At 68.6% G+C, this 21492-nt stretch carries 15 protein-coding genes; 11 read left to right on the forward strand and 4 right to left on the reverse strand.

Features of this window, described 5'->3' with window-relative positions:
- Window positions 1–1334: 1334 nt before the first annotated feature.
- Window positions 1335–2648: an EAL domain-containing protein gene (locus tag QHF89_RS10090; RefSeq protein ID WP_284720319.1), complete on the reverse strand. Its 1314-nt coding sequence runs from the start codon at window positions 2646–2648 to the stop codon at window positions 1335–1337.
- Between the two features lie 164 nt (window positions 2649–2812).
- Between QHF89_RS10090 and QHF89_RS10095 the strand changes: the two genes are divergently transcribed.
- Window positions 2813–4609, forward strand: a complete 1797-nt coding sequence (locus QHF89_RS10095; RefSeq protein ID WP_136965623.1) for a phospholipase D-like domain-containing protein — start codon at window positions 2813–2815, stop codon at window positions 4607–4609.
- A gap of 58 nt (window positions 4610–4667) precedes the next feature.
- Window positions 4668–5336: a hypothetical protein gene (locus tag QHF89_RS10100; RefSeq protein ID WP_136965622.1), complete on the forward strand. Its 669-nt coding sequence runs from the start codon at window positions 4668–4670 to the stop codon at window positions 5334–5336.
- A 7-nt stretch (window positions 5337–5343) separates the two neighbouring features.
- On the opposite strand, the gene QHF89_RS10105 is transcribed toward QHF89_RS10100, so the two are convergent.
- Complete coding sequence (locus tag QHF89_RS10105; protein WP_136965621.1) at window positions 5344–6867, reverse strand: DUF2330 domain-containing protein; 1524 nt, start codon at window positions 6865–6867, stop codon at window positions 5344–5346.
- Between the two features lie 98 nt (window positions 6868–6965).
- Here QHF89_RS10105 and QHF89_RS10110 point away from each other — a divergent pair, with 98 nt between their 5' ends.
- Together QHF89_RS10110 and QHF89_RS10115 are read left to right on the forward strand one after the other, a co-directional pair.
- Window positions 6966–8168, forward strand: a complete 1203-nt coding sequence (locus QHF89_RS10110; protein ID WP_136965620.1) for a UDP-N-acetylmuramyl-tripeptide synthetase — start codon at window positions 6966–6968, stop codon at window positions 8166–8168.
- A gap of 61 nt (window positions 8169–8229) precedes the next feature.
- The gene (locus tag QHF89_RS10115; RefSeq protein WP_284720320.1) at window positions 8230–9558 is read left to right on the forward strand and encodes an NTP/NDP exchange transporter; all 1329 of its coding nucleotides are present in this window, start codon (window positions 8230–8232) and stop codon (window positions 9556–9558) included.
- A gap of 7 nt (window positions 9559–9565) precedes the next feature.
- Here the strand turns inward: QHF89_RS10115 and QHF89_RS10120 are convergent, their stop codons facing one another.
- Window positions 9566–10543 carry an NAD-dependent epimerase/dehydratase family protein gene (locus tag QHF89_RS10120; protein ID WP_136965618.1) on the reverse strand — a complete coding sequence of 326 codons (978 nt, stop codon included), beginning with the start codon at window positions 10541–10543 and terminating at the stop codon, window positions 9566–9568.
- Between the two features lie 69 nt (window positions 10544–10612).
- Between QHF89_RS10120 and QHF89_RS10125 the strand changes: the two genes are divergently transcribed.
- From QHF89_RS10125 to QHF89_RS10155, 7 genes are all read left to right on the forward strand, one after another.
- Entirely contained in the window at window positions 10613–11398 is a 786-nt protein-coding gene (locus QHF89_RS10125) for an alpha/beta fold hydrolase (protein WP_136965617.1), read from the forward strand.
- A 59-nt stretch (window positions 11399–11457) separates the two neighbouring features.
- Window positions 11458–12495 carry a PA0069 family radical SAM protein gene (locus tag QHF89_RS10130; RefSeq protein WP_136965616.1) on the forward strand — a complete coding sequence of 346 codons (1038 nt, stop codon included), beginning with the start codon at window positions 11458–11460 and terminating at the stop codon, window positions 12493–12495.
- Window positions 12496–12832: 337 nt separating this feature from the next.
- The gene (locus tag QHF89_RS10135; RefSeq protein WP_136965615.1) at window positions 12833–13957 is read left to right on the forward strand and encodes an NlpC/P60 family protein; all 1125 of its coding nucleotides are present in this window, start codon (window positions 12833–12835) and stop codon (window positions 13955–13957) included.
- 318 nt (window positions 13958–14275) lie between these two features.
- The gene (locus tag QHF89_RS10140) at window positions 14276–15439 is read left to right on the forward strand and encodes an NlpC/P60 family protein (RefSeq protein ID WP_136965614.1); all 1164 of its coding nucleotides are present in this window, start codon (window positions 14276–14278) and stop codon (window positions 15437–15439) included.
- A 186-nt stretch (window positions 15440–15625) separates the two neighbouring features.
- Complete coding sequence (locus tag QHF89_RS10145) at window positions 15626–16531, forward strand: NAD(P)/FAD-dependent oxidoreductase (RefSeq protein ID WP_284720321.1); 906 nt, start codon at window positions 15626–15628, stop codon at window positions 16529–16531.
- Window positions 16532–16572: 41 nt separating this feature from the next.
- On the forward strand, window positions 16573–18900 hold the full coding sequence (locus tag QHF89_RS10150; RefSeq protein ID WP_136965612.1) for an OPT family oligopeptide transporter: 2328 nt from the start codon (window positions 16573–16575) through the stop codon (window positions 18898–18900).
- Between the two features lie 44 nt (window positions 18901–18944).
- Complete coding sequence (locus QHF89_RS10155; protein ID WP_136965611.1) at window positions 18945–19661, forward strand: hypothetical protein; 717 nt, start codon at window positions 18945–18947, stop codon at window positions 19659–19661.
- A gap of 833 nt (window positions 19662–20494) precedes the next feature.
- On the opposite strand, the gene QHF89_RS10160 is transcribed toward QHF89_RS10155, so the two are convergent.
- The gene (locus QHF89_RS10160; protein WP_136965610.1) at window positions 20495–21484 is read right to left on the reverse strand and encodes an ABC transporter substrate-binding protein; all 990 of its coding nucleotides are present in this window, start codon (window positions 21482–21484) and stop codon (window positions 20495–20497) included.
- Between the last annotated feature and the right edge of the window lie 8 nt (window positions 21485–21492).

Raw genomic sequence — 21492 nt, forward strand, 5'->3', positions numbered from 1 at the left:
GAGGCGGAGGCGGAAGCGGAAGCGGTCGCGGAAGCGGCAGCGGAAGCGGCAAGCGTTGCTCACGCGCAAAGCGGGCCGCCACCTTGGCGCTTCAGGGCGTTTCGGGGTGGGTCGCGTGCACCGCGCACGTGCTCATCATCTGCGACGGGAACACCGCATTCACCCACGACGTGGCGGTGGCGCAGTCAGCCTCTGTTTTCCGGCAAGTCCACACGACCTGCTTCATGTTATTCCTGAATTGTAAACAGTAAGCCTGCGCGAGACCGTTGCACGCTTCGACCACCTTCGCACCCTGGCGGGTCGATTCGGCTAGGCTCGTTTTGCATTGATCGAGGGTCGGCTTGCATTCGGCAACCTTCTCGCCGTCAGCCTCTGCCGCGTAACAGTGAAACGGCTGCCCGGAGGCCGGGGCTGAGCTGGAGCCGCTCGCAGGGGTGGCGCCTGATGGTTCGGCGGATTGGGTCGGGGGAGGGACGACGGTCGGGGTCTCCCTTGGTGAGGTGCTTCCGCCGCACCCTTGCATCCCGAGCAGGACGACATTTCCGGCGACGAACACGAGCCGGCGAAGGCAAGAGTCGACCTCGAGCGTATTCAGACGACGTGCCATGCTTCTGCCACCACATTCACCGAACGGCCAAAGTTCAAGACGCGGGGGCCCGACCCTAGCAGAGACCACCGAAACACACTCTTTCCGTGCAGCTCCTCCGCCCACCCCACCGCGGGCACGCGCGCCGCGCCGCACCCGAGGAGCCATACCGAGACGCAACACGCCCGAGGATGCGGCGACCGGGATGCGGGCACACGGTGTGAAGGCATCGCTACCCCAGGCGAAAGGAAGGCGATCGGGCCCACAAGCGTGCATACACGCGTGCGTTCAGCGACCGAGAATAGGCTTGACATCCCCTCCGAGATGAATCGGCGCACTCCGATCGGTGTCTGCAACGCGTGCAAACGCACGACAGGACGTCGGAAGACCCGTTCGCAACACGTGCACGCGGCACAACGCACGATCGAAGACCCGTTCGCAACGCGTGCAAACGTCACACCCTACGTTCGAGGACCCGTGTGCAACACGTGCAGACGGCAGAACGAACGTTCGTAGACCCGTTTGCAACGCGTGCAGACGGCACACGCACGTTCGTAGACCCGTTTGCAACGCGTGCAGACGGCACCACGCACGTTCGAAGACCCGTTTGCAACGCGTGCAGACGGCACACGCACGGTCGAAGACCGGTTTGCAACGCGTGCACGCGGGGTCTGGTGCGCCGCGATCTGCGTTTGCAACGCGCGCACGCGGGGTCGGGTGCGCTGCGACGCCCCCCTTCGAGGTGAAACTAAAACTCCCCGTCCGCGACCGCCCGCATCAGCACCTGCATCGTCACGATGCCGAGGTACCGCCCCTGATGCTCCACGATCACCGGATCGTACACGCGCGACTCGTCTCGCGATGTCGCCAGCCGCAACGCGACCGGCAGCGACGTCGCCTCGTCCACGCGCAACGGATGCGGATCCATCAACGCCACGATCGGGCTGCCACCACGACGCATGTGCGCGAGCTCGTCGAGCAGCCGCTCCCGCGTCGCCAACCCAAGCACGTGCCCCTCACTGTCCACCACGGGCAGCGCGGTAAGTCCCGTCGATCGCCGGAGCAGCCCCGCGACCTCCCCCGCGGGCGTCCCCGGCAGCACCGACGCATGCGAGCCACGAAGCGCAGCGATCGTGCGCGGCGGCGGGCTCGACTGCCCATCCCGCTCCGCCTGCTTCGCCGCGCGCCGCACGAGATCCTTCACGGGCGTCGGGAGCGGCCCGAGCTCCGGCGCAGGCCTCGCGAGCAGATACCCCTGACCAAGCTCCACGCCGCACGCGAGCAGCGCTTGCAGATCGTGCTCGTCCTCGATGCCCTCGGCGATCACCTGGATCCCCGCGCGCCGCCCGAAATCCGCGAGCGATCGCACGAGGTGCGCGCGCAGCGGATCCCCCGCGAGGTGCCGCACGATCGCCTTGTCGAGCTTCAGGAAATGCGGCCGCACACGCACGAGCGCCGTCAGCGACGCATACCCCGCGCCCACGTCGTCGAGCGCGATCCGAAACCCTTGGCTCGCGTAGTGCCGCACGATCCGCTCGAGCCGATCGCTGTCGAGCACCGCCCCCGACTCCGTCAGCTCCAGGACGATGCGCGTCGGCGCGACCCCATGCTCCTCCAGGAGCCGCCGCGTGAAACCCGCGCTGAACGCCGGATCGTCGATCACCCGCGGATCGACGTTCAGGAAAAACACGCCCTCGGATCCCACACGCGCGAGCGTCTCGATCCCGATCTCGCGAAAGCGCCGATCCACGGCCACGAGCCTGCCGTGCGAGTGCGCCATCTCGAGGAGCGCCTGCGGCCCCGACACGCCACGCGCGTGGGCCTCCGACGCGCCCGGGCCGAGGCGACCGAGCACCTCGCGCCCCATCACCTCGCCCGTGCCGAGATCCACGATCGGCTGGAAAGCCACGTGCAGGTGTTCACTGACGAGCAGTTCGTCGAGCCACGCGGGGGCCGTCGCCACCGCGCCCGAGCCAGGAGGGATGGTCCCTGGGGGGATCGTCCCGAGGGACTCGTCCCTCGTCATCGACGGCGCTTCTGCGCGGTGCTCCCCTGCCTTCATCGGTAGGTCGATCCTCCGGTCTCCACATACTACCGGTTTTTTTCGGGACGGTAGCATTCCCGTTTCTTGCGAACGTACGTACGCAGCCATTCGTGGTTTCGCTCGCGTACGCACGCTTTCGAGTCTGCCCGCCTGGTACTAGGGCCTTCCTTAGGGGAGGGCGTATGCCGAGGGAACGGGCCGAGCTCGAAGTCCTGGTCACGACGCCTCACAGCGCGCCTGTCCAGGGGGCATCCGTGCGTCTGCTCGGCCCGCGCGGGGCCGTGGTGGGGCAGGAGGTCACGCCGGGGCGGTTCCGCGTCGTCTTGCCGCGCCGCGGCGATTACGAGCTCATCGTGGAGCCCGGAGCCTCGCCGTTCGAGCTGCGCTCGCTCCGCACCACGCTTTTCCTGACACCCGGGAAATGCGGCAACGTGCTCGCCGCGATGAGCGGCCTCGAAGGCGTGCGCTCCCGCGTCGAGCGCGTCGAGTGCGCGCCGGGTCGAAGCGTCGCCCACGTCGTCCTCGATTACGTATGGTTTTCCCACCTCGGATATCCTCCGACGCTCGGCAATCGCGTGGACGTGCTCGTCGACGGGGAAGACGGCTGGCGCGCGGTGGCCGAGGCGCTCCTCGCGGCGCGCCGCTCGATTCGCGTCACCACGTGGGTCTACGAGCCCGAGCTCGAGCTCCTGCGCCCCGACCCGCTCGCGGAGCCGGCGGAGCGCGAGGCCTATACCATCCAGCGCATCCTCGAATCCCGGGCCCGCGCGTCCGTCCTCGTGCAGCTCCTCCTCTGGGACCCGCCCGTGTTACCCATTCCCGGCGAGGCGCGCCGCGTCGCGCTCACCGCCAGTGACGGATTCGAGGTCCTCACCGAGAAAAACCCCACGGAGCGCCCGCTCTTCGGCGCGCGGTATCCGCTCGGAAACCGCCTCCTCGGCGAGGTGCAAATCGGCTCGTTTCACCAGAAGACCGTGGTCGTCGACGGCCGCATCGGGTTTTGCGGCGGCATGAACATGCGCCAGAACGATTGGGACACCCGCCACCACCGCCTCTTCGAGCCCAGCCGGTGCCGCTTCACGCGGCCGAGCGCGCACCGCGCCCGCGTCAAAGAAGGGCTCTGCGTCGCGGACCACCCGCCGCGCCACGATTTCGTCGCGCGGATCGAGGGGCCAAGCGTCGCCCACCTCGAAGAGAACTTCCGGGAGCGATGGAATCGCCTCGTCGAACGCGGCGCGCCGCACGCCGAGCGCTCCACGTTCGTCCCGCCGCCCGATCCCGCCGCGCTCCCCGAGGCGCCCGGACGCTCAGCCGTGCAGGTCGTCCGCACCATGCCCGCGCCACACGCCGAGCGCGGCATCCTCGACGCCTACCTGCGCGCCATCGCGGCGGCCCGCCGGCTCCTTTACATCGAGGATCAATACTTCCGATCGACCTACGTGAGCGACGCGATCGCCGAGGCGGCCCGGAAAAACCCGCGCCTCGCAGTCCTCGTCCTCACGAGCGAGGCGCAAGCGAACCACCCCTTCAGCGGCGCCTGGAGCCACGCGTGCTTCGAGCGGATCCGCGAGGCGCTCCCCGATTTCGAGCTCTACGGGCTCCGCTGCGCGGGCCGCGACGGCCGGGGCAAACGCCGCGTGCAGGAGATCGACCATCACGGAAAACTCCTCCTCGTCGACGACGTCTTCGTCATGGTGGGGAGCTGCAACGTGAACGACCGCGGCTTCGAATACGAGGGCGAGTGCAACGTGGCCATCGTCGATCCGGCCTTCGCCGCGACGCTCCGCCTCGGCCTCTTCCGCGATTACCTCGGCGGCGATCCGCGCCTCGGAAAGGACATCGAGCGTGACGTCGAGATCTTCCGCGAGCACGCCGCGCGGAATGCCAAGGGCCCGCCCGAAGGCGAGCCGCACCCGTACCTCGTCCCGTTCGCCCCGCGCCCTCGCCGTTCCCAGATTTTCGACCGCAGCGTCTTCTGACCCCTCCCGCGCCTCCCCCCTTGACGGCCGCGCGCCGCTCCGATGTTCTTTCGCGGCCATGCAGATCGACCGCTCCCGGTTTCTCCTCCTCACCGCGACCATGGCCTCCGGCGCGTGCGGCGGCGCCGCGCAGCCCGGGGCCGGGGATCCCGTCGTCGCGGCCCCGGTCGTCACGTTGCCCGAGGAGGAGAAACCTGCGTCCGCCGTGCCCCGCGGGGTCGCCGGCTCCCCGGGCGGGACGGGCGCGGACGAGCCGAGCGCCATCGTCGCGACGCTCGACGGCACGGGGGTCACAGGATTGGAGGATCTCGTCACGTGTGACGACGACGGCGTCGCGCCCAAGGGGTGCAGCACCCTGCGCGCGCCGGGGCCTCAATGCGAGAGCTTCACGGACACCCGCGACATGTGCGGCAAGCTCGCGCATGGGCTCAAGCCGAGCGTGGCCGAGAAGGCGGTCGATTGCCTGCTCGCGAAGAGCGGCAAGCAATCGATCTGCAGCTTCGACGCCGCGAACCAGTGCGGGATGTCGGCCGTGCGCAAGGCGTCGTGTGTCGAGCCCTCCACGCAATCGGCGTGCTCGCCTGCCGTCAAGGCCTGCGGCGGGCGGCTCGCGATGAAGGAGTGCCAGGCGTTGCTCTCGGCCGTGACCAGCAAAAACCGCCAGAACATGATCGCCTGCGTGACCGAGGGCTGTTCGATCGATTATTGCATGTATTCGGTGGAGTAACGCGGCGTCAAGCGGGCAGGGGGGAACGGGCGCCGCGCAGGCGCCGCCGCGCAAGGGAGAGCAGGCCCGCGCCGAGCGTCGAGAGGACGACGACGAACGTCCCGCGATCCTTGTTGGATCCAGAGCCGCTGCCCGGCAGCACGACCACGCCGGACGGGCAGATCGTGTCCACGTTCGTCGACGAACGCGCCCGGATCTCGTGCTCCACCTCGACCTGGAGCTCCGACGGCTCGATCTCGAGGTCCTTCGCGAGCGCCTCGCGCGGCAGCTTCGCTTCGAGCCGCGTCAGCCAAACGTCCGCCGGGTGCAGGCCATTCAGCGCCGTCGCGACGTCGTCCATCGTCGAATCGACGAGCACGTCGCTCTCGCCGCATTCGAAGACCCGCGCGTCGATCTCCCCCGCGCCGACCTCCCCGCAGGACGGATCGTCCGACGGTTTGCCCGCCGGACACGGATCCACGACCATCCGGGTATCGCCCGAGAACGTGCTGAAATTCATGACGCACGTCTGGTCGGTCGTCTCCCCGTTCAGCATGCCCTGGCCGATGTACCCCTCCGCGATCGTACTGGCCGTGCGGGTGGGGAACCCGAATTCGTCGGCCGAAAGGACGATCTGCGCATTCCCCCGCACCGCGCCCTGGAGCGGCGCGAGCAGCGCTCGCGGCTTGGCGAACGTCGTGATCCACGTGGTCCCGCCGTTCGCCGCGAGCGTCGTCTCCCGCAGCGCCGCGTAGTTCGAGGCGTTCGTCGCGAAGTCCCACGACACGAGGCTCTCCGGGACGAGCGCATTCTCGAAATTCTTCGCGCCCCAGCGCCCCTCGGTGATCAGGAACAACGTGATGTCCACGTTCGCGCCCGTCCCCACGGCGACCATACGCAGCGGCAGGGTCGGGCTGATGCCGGGTTGCACCACGCGGACCGGCTTCATCTCGTTCACGCCTTTCTCCGGCAGGAGCTGGAGCGCGATGAAATCGAACCCCTCCGCGACGTACGCGTCGATGACCGGCGCCGTCTCCGCGGGGATCACGTAGCCCGCGCTCGTCAGCCAATCGTCGAGCACGCCCGGCGTCTCTGTGCTCAGCGTCACGGTCTGGTACGGCCCCACCGTGCCGCGGTGCACCACGGTCACGCCCCCGCCACCCGGCCCGAGCTCACCCCCCGCGGTGGCATCGGACTGCGCGCACCCGCAATCGAAATCGGGGCCATTGTTGCAACTGATCGGCGGCGCGAACACCGTGGTCGACGTCGCCGCGTCGAGCGTCTCGAACCAGGCGTCCGTGGAGACCTCGACGACCGCGCCAGGCTTCACGGGCAAGAGCCAGCCCCAGTTCTCGGGATCGCCGTTGTACCGAATCTGATCCCATAACACCGTCTGCTTGGGCGAGACGGAGAGCGCCATCCGGTGCGCGTTCACGATCGTGTTCACCATGGGCGGCACGACGCAGCCGCCACACGCGTGGGCGTCGTTCGGCGCGAGGAACGCGGCGAGCGGCGCGCCGATGAGGAGGGTCGCAAGCAAGGATGTCTTCATGAAGGTCTCCCATCACGCCGGGCAGAATGGCGGCGCGGGTGCCATCGTAGAACAAGTCGCGCCCCTCGATCGTGCTTTCGCCTGCTACGCTCGGCGTAATGTTTCCGCCGCCGCCCCGCTGGTCACGCCGCATCACCACCGTGGGCGTGACCGGCACGAACGGCAAGACGACGACGACGACCTTCCTCGCGGCCGCGCTCGCCCGCCTCGCCCGGCCCGTCCTCCGCGTCACCACGCTCGGCGCCTTCCTCGACGACGAGCCGCTCCCGTTTCCGACGACGCACGACGTCTTTCTCGACGCCATGCGCCGCGGCTTCGAACAGGGCGCGCGTCATGCCGCCGTCGAGGCCACGAGCGAGGCCCTCGCGCTCGGGTTTGCGAAGGCGTGGCCTATTTCCCTCGCGGTCTTCACGAACCTGACGCGGGATCACCTCGACGCGCACGGCTCGCCCGAGCATTACCTCGCGAGCAAAGCACAGCTCTTCGTGCACCTGCCCGCGGGCGGCGCGGCGATCCTCAATGCCTGGGATCCCGCCTCGGAGCTGCTCGCCGAGGTCGTCGCGAGAGGCGCGCGCACCGTCACGTACGGCCTCCCCTCACGTGCACCGGGAAAGCCGGTCCTCCGGCCCGATCTCGTGGCCGAAGAGATCTCCGTGGGCTGGGAGGGAACACGCGCCCGGCTCGTTTCCACGGCGCGTGGCCGAGGTATGCCGCAGGAAATACGCATTCGCGCGATCGGCGAGCCGTTCCTGGAGAATGCGCTCGCCGCGCTCGCGGCCGCGATCGAGGCGGGGGTCCCTCCGGCAGAGGCGGCGGACGCGATCGCCGAGGTGCCCGCGCCGTCCGGCCGATTCCAGGTCCTCGGCGCGGGGCCACGCGCCGTCGTCGATTATGCGCATTCCCCCGACGCGCTCGCCCGTACGCTCGCGACGGCGCGCGCCCTCGTGGCGGGCCGGGTGTTCGTGGTCTTTGGCGCCGGCGGGGATCGGGACCGCGGCAAACGCGCCTCGATGGGCGAGGCCGCGCGGCGGGCCGATCGCATCGTGCTCACGAGCGACAACCCCCGAAGCGAGGATCCCGCGGCGATCGCCGAGGAGATCCGGGCCGGGCTCGGCGATCACCCCGGCGTCCGTGTCGTCCTCGACCGCGCCTCCGCGATCCGCGGGGCGATCGCGGAGGCGGGCCCGTCCGACGTGGTCGTGATCGCGGGCCGTGGCCCCGAGACCGAGCAGGTCTTCGCCTCGGGAAAACGCAGGCTCGTCGACGCGGAGGTCGCGGCCGCGGCGCTCGCGGAGGCGTGAAGCAAAAAAAACACCGGCGTTCCCCGTACCCGCCGCGCGCCGTTCGGGCATGATGCGCGCGATGCTGCGAGGGTTCGTCTTGCGCTTCGTCCAGCGCGTCGTCGCCGTGCGCCCCGAGGAGATCGGCGCCGTCGTGTGGTCGTTCGTCTACTTCTTCCTGCTCCTCTTCGGGTATTACCTCATTCGCCCGCTCCGCGACGCCATGGGCATCGCGGGCGGCGAGAAGGCCCTGCCGTGGCTCTTCTCCGCGACGTTCGGGGTGATGCTCTGCGCCGTCCCGCTTTATGGCGCCCTCGTCACGCGCCTCTCGCGCCGCCGCCTCGTCCCCGTCGTTCACCGATTCTTTGCGGCAAACCTCCTCCTCTTTTTCGCGCTCGCGTCCCTCGGCGTGCCGCGCCCCCTCCTCGGCCGCGTCTTTTTCGTCTGGACCAGCGTCTACAACCTGTTCGTCGTGTCCGTCCTCTGGAGCTTCCTCGTCGACGTCTTCACGAGCGAGCAGGGCAAGCGCCTCTTCGGCGTCATCGCCGCGGGCGGCAGCGCGGGCGCGATCGTGGGCCCGCTCGTCACGGCAGCCGTGAGCAAGCGGCTCGGGCAAACGCACCTCTTCTGGTTGCTCGTCCTCGCGGCCGTGACGCTCGAAGTGTGTGTCCTCTGCGCGCGGCGCGCCGAGCATTACGCGGGCGCCCGTGACGCATCGGCGGCGCGCGCCTCGTCGGACAAACCCGTCGGGGGCTCGCTCTTCGCGGGCGTCCGTCTCCTCGTCGGGTCGCCGTACCTCGCGGGCATCGCGCTCGCGATCTTGCTCCTGACGACGATGAACACCTTTCTTTATCTCCAGAAGACGGATCTCGTCCGCCGCGCGGGCCAGGATTCGGCGGCGCATACGGCCCTCTTCGCCTTGAACGACACGGCCGCGAACGTCCTCTCCGCCTCGCTCTCGTTGTTCCTCACGGGCCGGCTCATGACGCGGCTCGGCCTCGCCGCGGCGCTCGCCGTGCTCCCCGTCCTCTCCGGCCTCGGATTCTCGGCGCTCGCGGCCTATCCATCACTCGCGGTCGTGACCGTGGTCGAGGGCGTCCGGCGCGCGGCGCAATACGCGATCGAGCGACCGGCGCGCGAGGTGCTTTATACCGTCCTGCCCCGCGAAGCGAAATACAAGGCGAAGAGCTTCATCGACACCGTGGTCTTTCGCGGCGGCGACGCCGTGAGCGCGTGGGCGCACGCGGGCTTGCTCGCCCTGGGGTTGTCGTCCTCGGGCGTCTCGCTCATCGCGGTCCCGCTCGCGGGCCTATGGCTCGGCGTGGCCCTTTTCCTGGCCCGTCGCGAAAAGGTCCTGGCGGAGGAGGGGGCGGAGGCACGCAAGCCGGACGCGCCGGCGGCCGTGACGTGAACGGCGTCTACCGCCCGATCCCCTTCTCCCGCAGCCACGCCACGCTTCGCGCCATTCCCTCGTCGAGCCCGATGCGCGGCGTGTACCCGAGGGCCTTGATCCGATCGATCCCGTATTGCCCGCGGCGGAGCACGTAGCGCACGGCCTCGCGGTTCATTTCGAGCTCTCGACCCAGCACGGAGGCCGCGCGATCGAGCGTGGCGGCGGCGCGGAGCACGAGCGGCCCCGGGAGATCGGGCAGTGCGCGGATGCCGAGGAATCGCTGGTAGTGGCTGAAGAATTCGCGCGCCGTCGTGCGCCGGTCGTCCGTGACCGTGAAGGGCAAGCCGCCCTTGTTCGCGGCAAGCACGAGGTCGATCGCGTCGAGGAGGTTGTCCACGTACACGTGGTTCACGTGACAAACCTTGCTGTCGACGTAGATCCACGACCGCGCGGCCATCATGCGCGTCGGCCGCTCCGTCCAGGGGATCGAGCCGGGGCCATACACATCGCCGGGCCTCACCACGTAAACGTCGAAGACGCCGGGCTCGTGCGCCGCGAGCGCGAGCGCCTCGCTGCGGATTTTCGTCGCGCAATAAGGGTTGTCGAAGCCGCCCAGGGGCCCGTCCTCGGGCACGCCGTCGGGGAAATCGAAGCCGTGCACCATGACCGACGAGATCATCACGAAATGGCGGACGCCCGCGCGCCGCGCCGCGATCAGCATCGCCCCCGTCCCGCCCACGTTGACCCGCTCGAAGAGCGCCATCGGGCCCGATTCCCGCACGACCGCGGCCGTGTGGTAGACGGTCTCCGCCCCCGCGCAGAGCGCCGCGCAGGCCGCCGGATCCGAGACGTCCCCGCGGAGCCGCTCGATCGAAGGGCTCCCCGCATGATCCGGCGCGAGATCGAGCCCGCGAACCTTCCTGCCCGCGGCGAGCGCGCGCGCGACGAGCGCCCGGCCGAGGAACCCCGACGCGCCCGTGATGGCCACGATCGATCGGCTCATTCTTGTCCCCGCTCCTCCTCTCCGAAAGGGGACCTTGACCGCAAGGCCCCTTTCGGTTTCCTTTCTCGCATGCCCCACGTCGATCTGAATGGCCAGAAGATTTTCTACGAGGACTCCGGCGGCGAAGGGCCGCCCGTCGTGCTCGCGCACGGCTTCTTGATGGATCACACGATGTTCGATCCGCAGGTCGCGGTCCTCGCGCCCGCGTTCCGCGTGATCCGCTTCGACGCCCGCGGCTTCGGCCGCACGCAGAGCGACGGGAAGCGCTTCTCGTACTGGGATTCGGTCGAGGACTGCATTCGGCTCCTCGATCACCTCGGCATCGAGCGCGCCGTCATCGGCGGCATGTCCCAGGGTGGGTTCCTCACGCTGCGCGCGGCCTTGAAGTGGCCCGATCGCGTGAAGGCCCTCGTCCTCATCAACTCGCAGGGCGGCGTGGACAACGCCGAGACGCTCGCCGCGCACCGTGGCCTGCTGGAGACCTGGCGGCAGCAGGGCCCGGTCGATGCGCTCGTCCACCCGATCGCCGGCCTCATCCTCGGCGCGCCCGAGCACTGGGAGCCCTGGGTCTCGATGTGGCGAAAGGTCCCGGTCGAAGACCTCGTGGCCCCCACGCTCGCCCTGATCGAGCGCGACGACATCACCGATCGCCTCGGCGAGATCAAGCAGCCCGCGATTGTCTTCCACGGCGACGCGGACCTCGCGATTTCGATCGAGCGCGGTCGCCTGCTTGCGGACAAACTCTCGGGCTGCAAGAACTTCGTCACGGTGAAGGGCGCCGCGCACGCGTCGAACCTCACCCACGCCGATCAGGTGAACCCGCCGCTCCTCGCGTTCCTCCGCGCGTACGCGTGATCTGGGTTGACTGAACATCCGAGCAGACACGCTGGCGCCTTCGCGCTAGGATGCGCGGCATGCCGCGCCCCGTGCAGAACCCGCCGAACCCCTGGGCGAAGACCGAGGTGGAGTGGCTCGACGAGCCGCCGAACGCGACGCTCCAGATCTTCGAGGAGCAGGCCCGCTCGATCCTCTCCGAGAACGAGAGCCCGGATCTGCCCTTCCGCTTCAGCCTGAACCCCTACCGCGGCTGCATCCACGCCTGCGCCTACTGTTATGCCCGCCCGAGCCACCAGTACCTCGGCTTCGGCGCGGGCACCGATTTCGATCGCAAGATCGTGGTGAAGACGAACGCGCCGCGCCTCCTCCGCGAGGCCTTCGAGAAGCCGAGCTGGCGCGGCGACGGGATCGTCCTCTCGGGCAACACGGATTGTTATCAGCCGCTCGAAGCGAGCTACGAGCTGACGCGTCAATGTCTCGACGTTTGCCTCGCGTTCCAGAACCCGGTCTCGATCATCACGAAGAGCCGCCTCGTGGCGCGGGACGCGGGCCTCTTGGCGGAGCTCTCGCGGCGGGCGCGGGCGCATGTGTTCCTCAGCATTCCGTTCGCCCGGGACGAGGACGGGCGCAAGATCGAGCCCTGGGCGAGCAAGACGAGCTTGCGCTTCGGCGCGATGCGCGCCCTCGCCGACGCGGGGGTCCCGGTCGGGATCGCCATTGCGCCGGTCATTCCGGGGCTCAACGATCCGGACATCGCCGAGCTGCTCGAGCGCGCGCGGGAGGCGGGGGCGGAGGCGGCGTTCATGCAGCCCCTTCGGCTCTCGGCCGAGGTGCTGCCCGTCTTCGAAGAGCGGCTGGCCGAGGCGTACCCGCTGCGGGCGCAGAAAGTACGCAATGCGATCCAGGAGATGCGCGGCGGCAAGATGAACGAGAGCGCGTTCGGGGCGCGCTTCTCGGGGCTCGGGCCCCGGTGGGCCATGATCGAGCGGGTGTTCGAGGCCCATTGCGCGCGCCTCGGCCTGAACCGGGAACGGATCACCCGCGAAGCGCCGACCACGTTCCAGCGACCGAAGAGGCAACTCTCGCTCTTCGACGACCGATCCCAAAACCGGTAACGGTACCACGGCGCGGGGGCGCGGCGCGCCGTTTTCCCTTCCGCGGCGGCTCCGTCCCCCGAAATGGGCGAAACGCGAACCCTCCAGGATACCATCCTGCGCCGAGCGGCGACCACGAGAATCCGCCGAGCGTTTCGAATGCGCCCATGAAGTGAGACATTTCTCACCAAACTTACGGCTTCGTACGATTCTGCGCCAAAAATGAAGGTTCGCGCCAGCGGTCGGGTTACGCTGGAGATGGTCACTGTGCAACGACGTCCGGCGCCGCCCCCCCCACCCGGCGTGCACGTCCCCGCAGTGCCGGAGGTGAGGTGTATCCATGCCCAAGTGCCCGGCCATGTTCCGTGTTTCCGCTATCTTTTTCCCTTGCTTGACGCTCGCGGCGAGCCTCCCCGGCTGCCTGCTCGACGTGGAGGAGCCGCTCGATATCGCGCAGATCGGCGCCCCGCCCGAGGACGACGACGAAGTCAAAGAAATCGAGACGGATCCCAAAGGGAAAAAGGCCAGCGGCAGCTCGGCTCCCCAGGCGGGCGCGGCGTGTACGGTGGCGGCGACGATCAAATACACGACATCGGGGGACGTCACGACCGCTTCGATCAACAGCACGGCCGTCGCCTGGTTCACGAAAGGCGCGTACACGGTCCGGATGACCGGCCCCTCGCGGACCCTCTCCGCCGGGGTGACCGGCGTCCCGTCCGTCACGACGACGATGTGGATTCGCACCCTCGCCACGCCCTTCGATCCGGTCACGATGGGGACCACGGCCCGCAGCGCCTGGCTCAACGCAGCGCGTGCTGTCAATTGCGTGACGGGAACGTCGGACATCCTCGGCCTCGCCTATCAGTATATCGAGGGCGCGTCGAAGGACGCCGGGTACGCGAACGGCGCGGACTACCACGATTACCTCGGCCTCGCCTGGGATCCGATCGACGCGAACATCATCGCCGCGGACACCACGCAGCTCGGCAAGATCGATTGTTCGGGGTACCTGCGGCTCCTCTTCGGCCAGCACGCGAACTTCCTCTACAACGGCGTGGAGGCGAAGATCCCGATGTCGCTGTACGTCGCGGGCACCCTCACCCGGTCGAGCAAGGATCAATATCAATCGGGACCGGGCAAGGTCATCGTGCCGTTCCGGACCCAGCCGACGGGCGCCACGGCCTTCAACGGGACCCCCACGGCCACGGAGCTCGCGGCGATCGAGGTTGGTGATATCGTATTTTTCGATTCGAGCTGCGATTACTCCGTGTCGACCCCCGCCTGCGGCACCGACTGGACCTCGATCGGCCATACCGGGATCTACGTCGGTCGCGACACCGCGAACAACGCTCGTTTCATCTCGTCCCGCTCGACGGCGAACGGCCCCACCGTGGCAAACACGGGCGGCTGGTCGGTCTTCAACAACGCCACCGGCGTCAGCGGGACCTACCCGAAGCGGTTCCGAGGCGCGCGACGGTTCTGACGGCGCTCTGTCGGCGCGGCACGCGGCGCGCTTCGCATTGCATTTTTCTCGCCCGATAAGAATTGCAATGGCGATACGGGGGCGCGCGGTCCGGACTTTTTTTCATATCGACTGTGCCTCCCGTGCCACAGGTCCCCCTGCGGTCCGGAGGGGACCCCGAAGGCCCCACCTAGCTCCGGGCCTCGCGACGGTTCCGATCGTCGTAAATTCGGCCGGCACACCGCTTGCAGCTTATCGTTGCCGAACCACGCCGCCTCCCCCGGCGGCAGGCCCGGTATCCCCGGCGCCGCGCAACCCCGACCCTCGGAGGTTCCCCCCATGGCCACGATTTTGGCTGCCTTTCGCTCTTTTGCAGGCGCGCTCCTCCCCAGCCTCGCGATCGCCGCGACCCTCACCGGCTGCCTCGGAGGTGGAGGCGGCGCCGACGCCGGCGACGAAGATACCGAGATCACGAGCGGTGACGAAGGAGAGGAGACGGGAGGGGACGAGACGACGACGCCGCCCGGCGACGAGCCGGTCGTGGAGGTCGGGGGCGAGGAGCAAAGCGCGGGGCCGTGCGGGAAGGTCGCGACGTTCTCGTTCGCGAGGTCGGGGGAGACGAAGATCGCGTCGATCGGCGGCGAGCCGGTCGCGTGGTTCACGCACGGCGGGTATTCCGTGCGGATGGCGGGGCCTTCGCGCACGTTCGGCGCGAACAAGGCGGCGAGCTCGGTCACGACGACGACGTGGGTGCGGACGCTGAGCGAGCCCTTCGACGCGGAGAAGACCTCGGAGGAGACGCTCTCGGCGTGGCTGAATGCGGCCCGCGGCGTGAACTGCGAGGCCGGGACGCAGGACGTGATCGCGATCTCGTACGACTACGCGGAGGGCGGCTCGAAGGACGCGCGGTACGCGCTCGGCGCCGATTTCCACGACTTCCTCGGCATCGATTGGGACCCGATCGACGCGAAGAGCATCCTGGCCGACCTCGGCCTCGAAGGCGCGCTCGACTGCTCGGGCTACATGCGCCTCGTGTGGGGGAGCCGCGCGAACTTCACGTATGACGGTGCGGACGCGAGCCTTCCCCTCTCCCTGAAGTCGGTCCCCGGGCACCTGCCGCGCACGAGCGAGGACATGTACCGGTCCGGCCCCGGCAGGATCGTCGTCCCCTTCCGCACGCAGCCCGCGGGCGCTGCGCCCTTCCAGGGTGCGCCGACGACGACCGAGCTCGCTGCGATCGAGCCTGGAGACCTCGTCTTCTTCGACTCGCAGTGCAACTACACGATCGCCACGGCCCTGCTCTGCGGCAAGGATGTGGGCGCGATCAGCCACGTCGGCATGTTCGTGGGCCGCGACAACGGCGGGAACTACCGCTTCATTTCGAGCCGCTCGCAGGCGAACGGCCCGACCGTGGGCAACACCGGCGGCTGGTCGATCTTCAACGCGGGCGTGGACGGGACGGGCTCGTACCCGCAGCGCTTCCGCGGCGCCCGTCGCCTGTAAGCTGGGCTGAGGCTCTGACGCCTCAGGCGCGTACGCAAACCTGGGCCTCCGTTTATCCACCTGGATCAAGGATGTACCAGGATCCCGGATCCTGATTCCTGCATCCGATCGCCTGGCTGGGCTTCCCGCGAGCCGCTCTCGGCGCCACGTTCCCCCTCGGGGCGGCTGAACGAGGGGAGGCGAGGCGTGGAACGTTTCGACGTGCTCATCGTCGGCGGAGGTCCGGCCGGGCTCGGGGCGGCGCTCATTCTTGGGCGCTGCCGCCGCAACGTGCTCGTCTGCGACGCCGGGACCCCTCGCAATGCGCCCGCGCGAGGCATTCACGGCCTGCTCGGGCACGATGGTTTGCCCCCGGCGGAGCTCTTGCGGCGGGGGCGCGAGGAGGCGCGGCGGTACGGCGTCACGATTCGCGACGTCGAGGTCTCCGACGTCCGGCGGAGCGGAAATGGATTCGAGGCCGACCTCGCGGACGGAGGCCGGGTCGAGGCGCGCAAGGTGGTGCTCGCGACGGGGATGCGCGACGTCCTCCCGTCCATCGAGGGGATTCTCACGTATTATGGGCGCGGCGTGTACCATTGCCCGATCTGTGACGGCTGGGAGTGCCGGGACCAGCCGATGGGCGTCCTCGGCCCCGCCCGCCGCGCGATGCGCGCCGCGTTGTCGCTCCTGCGCTGGAGCGACGACGTCTTCGTCTTCACGCACGGCCCGGCCGCGTTCACCGACGACGACAGGCGTATGCTCGAAAATCATCGAATCGGCCTGCGGGAGGCGCCCATCCTGCGGCTCGAAGGTGAGGGCGAGGCGCTCGCGCGGGTCGTGCTTTCCGACGGCGAGGTCGTGCCGCGGCGGGCGATCTTCCTGAAGACGGGCGAGGTGCCGCGCTCGGACCTGCCCACGAAGCTCGGCTGCAAGATCAACGGCGACGGCACGACGGAGGCGGAGTTCCACGGAAGCACGGAATCCGAGGGCGTCTTCGTCGTCGGCGACGCTTCGCCCCGCGTCCAGCTCGTCAGCGTGGCGCAGGCCGAAGGGGCCGCCGCCGCCGTCCGCATCAATGCCATCTTGCAGGAGGAAGACCTTTCTTTGCGTTAGGCCGAGACATCGGCGCGCAGGTTCTGTGATAGGGTGCGCCAATGTCCGCGTCCGCGCCCTCCCCGGTCCCCGAAGCCGAGGCCGCCGCCCCCGCGCCCTCGGCCTCGCATGCGCCCCACGAGCCGTACGTACCCGCGCGCGAGAGCCCACGCGAGCTTACTGTGCGCGCCGTGGCGCTCGGCGCGCTGCTCGGCATCGTCTTCGCCGCGTCTTCGGTGTACCTCGCGCTCAAGGTCGGCTTGACCGTCTCGGCGTCCATTCCGATCGCCGTCATGTCAATCACGATCTTCCGCTTCTTCGGACGCGCGACGATCCTGGAGAACAACATCGTCCAGACGACGGGCTCCGCGGGCGAGTCGATCGCGGCGGGCGTGGCATTCACGCTGCCCTCGCTCTTGCTCATGGGCTACGACCTCGCGGCGGGCCGGGTGCTTTTGCTCTCGGTGCTCGGCGGCCTGCTCGGCGTGTTGATGATGATCCCGCTCCGGCACGGGCTCATCGTGGAGGAGCACGGAAAACTGAAATACCCCGAGGGCACGGCCTGCGCCGACGTGCTCATCGTGGGCGAGACGGGCGGCACGAACGCGAAGACCGTGTTCGCAGGCTTCGGGCTCGGCTTTTTGTACAAGCTCCTCGGCGACCCGCTGAAGCTCTTCAACATGAACCCCGCCTACCGGTTTTCGAGCTGGAAGGGCGCGAGCATCGCGGGGGAGCTGACGCCGGAGATGCTCGGCGTCGGTTACATCATCGGCCCGAAGACGGCGAGCACCACGATGGCGGGCGGCGTGCTCGCATATCTCATCCTGATTCCGCTCATCGCTTTCTTCGGCGACAAGATCGACAGCCCAATTTTCCCGGCGACGACGCTCATCCGCGACATGTCGCCGAACGACATTCGCAGCCGGTACGTGCTCTACATCGGCGCGGGCGCGGTGGCGACGGGCGGCTTCATCAGCCTCGGCCGCGCGCTGCCCACGATCGTCAAGGCGTTCCGGAGCGGCATCAAGAGCTTCCGCGCAGGCAAGGCCGAGAAGGCGACGCCGCGCACGGAGAAGGACCTGCCGTTCAACTTCGTGGTGTATGGCCTCGTCGCGCTCCTGCTCGCGATATGGCTTGCGCCCACGCTCGGGATCTCGCTGCCCACGGCGATCCTGATCATGCTCTTCGGCTTCATCTTCGTGACGGTCTCCTCACGGATCACGGGCGAAATCGGCTCGTCGTCGAATCCGATCTCGGGCATGACGGTGGCGACGCTCCTCATCACGTGCCTGCTCTTCCTGGCGATGGGCTGGGTGGGCGTGGATCACCGGGCAATGGCGCTCTCGACGGCGGCGATCGTATGCATCGCGGCCTCGAACGGCGGGGCAACGAGCCAGGATCTGAAGACGGGATATCTCGTGGGCGCGACGCCGCGGCGGCAGCAGATCGGCCTGCTCGTCGGGGTCGTCACGAGCGCGCTCGTCATTGGATACACGCTGCTCTTCCTCAACGCGTCCTACACGACGCGGGCCGCCGAGACGTACGAGGTGCCCATTCCGGTGGAGTCGATCACGGCGCAGGTGGAGAAGGGCCCGGACGGGAAGGACTATCGCGTCGCCTACCAGCCGAACTCGGGCGCGGCCATTCCGCAAGGAAAGTACCTGGTCGAAGAATCGGGGAAGGTGGCATTCGTGATCGACCCGGGCATCGGCGGCCGCGTGCCCCACGAGCCGAAGAAGCTCGAAGGCGACACCGCCGTGCCCGCGAACGCGGCGAGCAAAGGCACGATGCTCGGCCCGGATCGCAAATCGTACACGGTCTACGAGGTGGCCGAAGGCGGGGCGATGCACGCGGGGCGGTACCTCGGCGAGGACGGGAAGCTCGTGTACGAGCTGCGCGAGGTGAAGAAGCTCGACGCCCCGAAGGCGAGCCTGTTCGCGCTGATCATCGACGGCATTCTCACGCGCAAGTTGCCCTGGAGCCTCGTGCTCATCGGCGTGATGCTGGCGATCGTGATGGAGCTCTGCGGCGTGGCAGCGCTGCCGTTCGCAGTCGGCGTGTACCTGCCCATTTCGACGAGCGTGCCCATTTTCGTCGGCGGCCTCGTGCGGTGGCTCGTCGACCGGAAGCGCGGGCAGGCAGGCAGCGATGAGGAGTTCAGCCCGGGCACGCTGCTCAGCTCGGGCTACATCGCGGGCGGCGCGATCGCGGGCCTCGTGGCGGCACTCGTCGCGGGTGTCGGGATGGAACACAAGTTCGACCTGTCCACCGTGTTCACGCGTTTTTCGGCCTCGAACCTCTCGGGCGTGCTCGCGTTCGGCGCGATCGCAGGCGCGCTTTACTGGGCCGCCGTTCGGGGGAAGTCGGCCGTCGGCAAGTCCGAGGGCTAAAGGGCAAAGGGGGCGCGGCGCGGACCTTGCCAGCCGCCCCCCCGATGTCTCCTCGAAACTACCTGCAATACCTCCTCGTTTTTCCCCTTCTCCCCGCCTGCGCGGGCCCCGATCCCGAATTCCTCGCGGAAGAATCCGAATCCCTCGCCGAAGATGTGTCCGCGATCGCGCGACGATGCGAGGACGCCTCCGATTGCGCCGGCGGCCTCGGCTGCGTCCAGGGAGTCTGCGCGGCGTGCAATCGTCACGCACACTGCGCGAGCGACGTGTGCGACCTTTACCAGGGCGGTCGGTGCATCCCCGAAAAGGAGGTCCTTTATGTGGGCCGCGAGGTGGTATCCCATTACCAAGAATGCGACGACGCCACGGGCGTGAGGAACGATCCCTTCTGCCAGATCCGGGATGCCATTCCGGCGCTGGGCAACGGCAAAAGGGTGATCCGCGTCGCGCCAGGCTTTTATTTGCCGTTTCACGTGAGCCTCGGCGAGGTGTTCACCGTGTACGGCCCGGCCGGCGAGGGCGGGATCGCCCAGGTCACCGAAGAGGACGTGGGCGGGCTCAGCGTGCGCGGCGGCGCGCGCGTCGTGCTCGATGGGCTCGAGCTCGGCCGCTATTCGCACGGCTCCGGCGTGCGCTGCGAGGGCCCAGGCACACGTGTCGTCGTGCGGCGCAGCCAGATCTTCGCCGATACACGGGCGCCCATGTACACGAACGGATGTGACCTCCGGCTCGAGCACACGGAGGTGTTCACGCGCGAGTAGGAGGGTGCATTGGGGAGGCGCGGAGCTGGGGCTTTGCCCCAGGCCCCAGCAGGGGCTATCCGCCCCTGCACCCGGACCAGCCAGGGGCTGGACCCAAGCTCGATGAACTGCGCGATGCGCAGTTCATCGAACAGGCCCGGTGAAGATCAGCCGCGGCGTTGCCGACCGAGACCGCCGCGCCGCTTCGGAGCCGTCTCCACACCCTTGCAATGCGTCCGGATCTGCTGCCCGTCCGATTCCCCTTTGTCGGAACGCACGTCGTCCTGCGCCGAGGTCGATTCCGCGTTTCCAGAGCACGCGCGGATCCATTTTCCGGAGCGTTTCCCTTTTTCGGGACGCCCCCCGCCTCGTTTCCGGGAGCCTTCCCCTTTGTCGGAACGCAGCGCGACGTCGCCCCCGAGGCTCTTCCCACATCGTGCATCGCGCCGGGATCCGCTCCCGGGGACGTTCCCAGTTCCGGGAACACGTCCCGCCGCGGGATGGAGCGCGTTCCGACAAAGGGGAACGACCGTTTCACGGTTTCCGGGGGCATTGTCCCTCCCGCAAAGCGCGTCCGCAAGTCCCGCGCTCCCGTTGCACGGACCGGGCGCCTCATCAGGTACACTTTTCGTCAGGCAACTCCTTGCGGCGTGACAAGCAGCGGCCGCTCGTGGCGGGCTCCGCGGGCCGGCACTGGCCCCCCGACTTCTTCGCCGGCCTGTTGAAACAACTGCGCACCGCGCAGTTGTTTCACCCCGGGTCCAGCGCCTCGCTGGTCCGGGGTCGAGGGGGCGGACAGCCCCTCGCGGGGTCCGGGGCAGCGCCCCGGCGGCACGACGTGGCAGGGCGCAGAATCACTCGTCGATGGCGACGAGGTAGTCGTCGAGCGGCGGCAGCTTGTCGATGATGCCGAGATCGAGGAGCTGCTTGGCGAGCGTATCCCAGCGCTCGCGCGTCATCATGCCGAGCTTTTTCGTCTCCGCGTTCTCGACGAGCGTCTTTTGCGCCGCGGCGACCGCGGTGAACGTCTCGGCGTCCATCGTGGTGTTGAGCTTTTGCATCACCGCATTCGCGGGGGCCGGGTCGTCGAGGTACACGCGCCAGCCTTCCCGCGCGGCGCGCACGAACGCCTTGATGCGCTCCGGGTTCTCTTTCCAGAGCGCCTTTCGCGTGATGATGACCGTGGCGTAGGGGTTATACCCTTCGTCGGCGACGAGAAAGACCTTCGGCTCCGCGCCCTTCTTCCGTGCGGCGATTGGCTCCGAGGTGATGAAGCATTGCTGGGCGTACTCCTTGTCCACGACGAACCGGGCGATGCCGCCGTCGTAGGGCACGACCTTCACCTTGTCGAAGCCGTATTTTTTCTTGAGATACGCGCTGTACGCGGCGCCCGGCTCGATCGAGAGGGTGCCGCCCGTGAAGACGTCGGCCATGGTCTTTGCGTCGCGCGAGGCGTGGACCATGATGGCCTGCGGGAAGGTCTGGTACGTCGCGAAGATCGGGACGACGTCGGCGCCGCGCGCGCGGGCGATGACGACCTCGTCCCCGCCGACGACGCCGAAATCGCTTTGCCCATTCGCGACCATCTGCAGGACGGGCACGCCCGCGCCGCCGGGCATGATTTCGACGTCGAGCCCGGCGCGCTTGAACGCGCCGCCGTCACGCGCCGCGTAAAACCCTCCGAACTCTGGCTCGGCCACCCAGTTCAGCGTGAGCTTGACCTTGCCGGCGCCCGCGCCGCCGCCCTCCGCGGAGCTTTTGCAGCCCGCCGCGGCCGCGAGGAGCCCGAGCGAGAGGAGGAGCCAGGTGCGGCGAGGCAGGCAGGAGGGAGGTGCCGTTCTCATGGGAGAAC

Origin of the sequence: Polyangium sorediatum, assembly GCF_029946465.1 — a bacterium.
Lineage (GTDB): Bacteria > Myxococcota_A > Polyangia > Polyangiales > Polyangiaceae > Polyangium > Polyangium fumosum.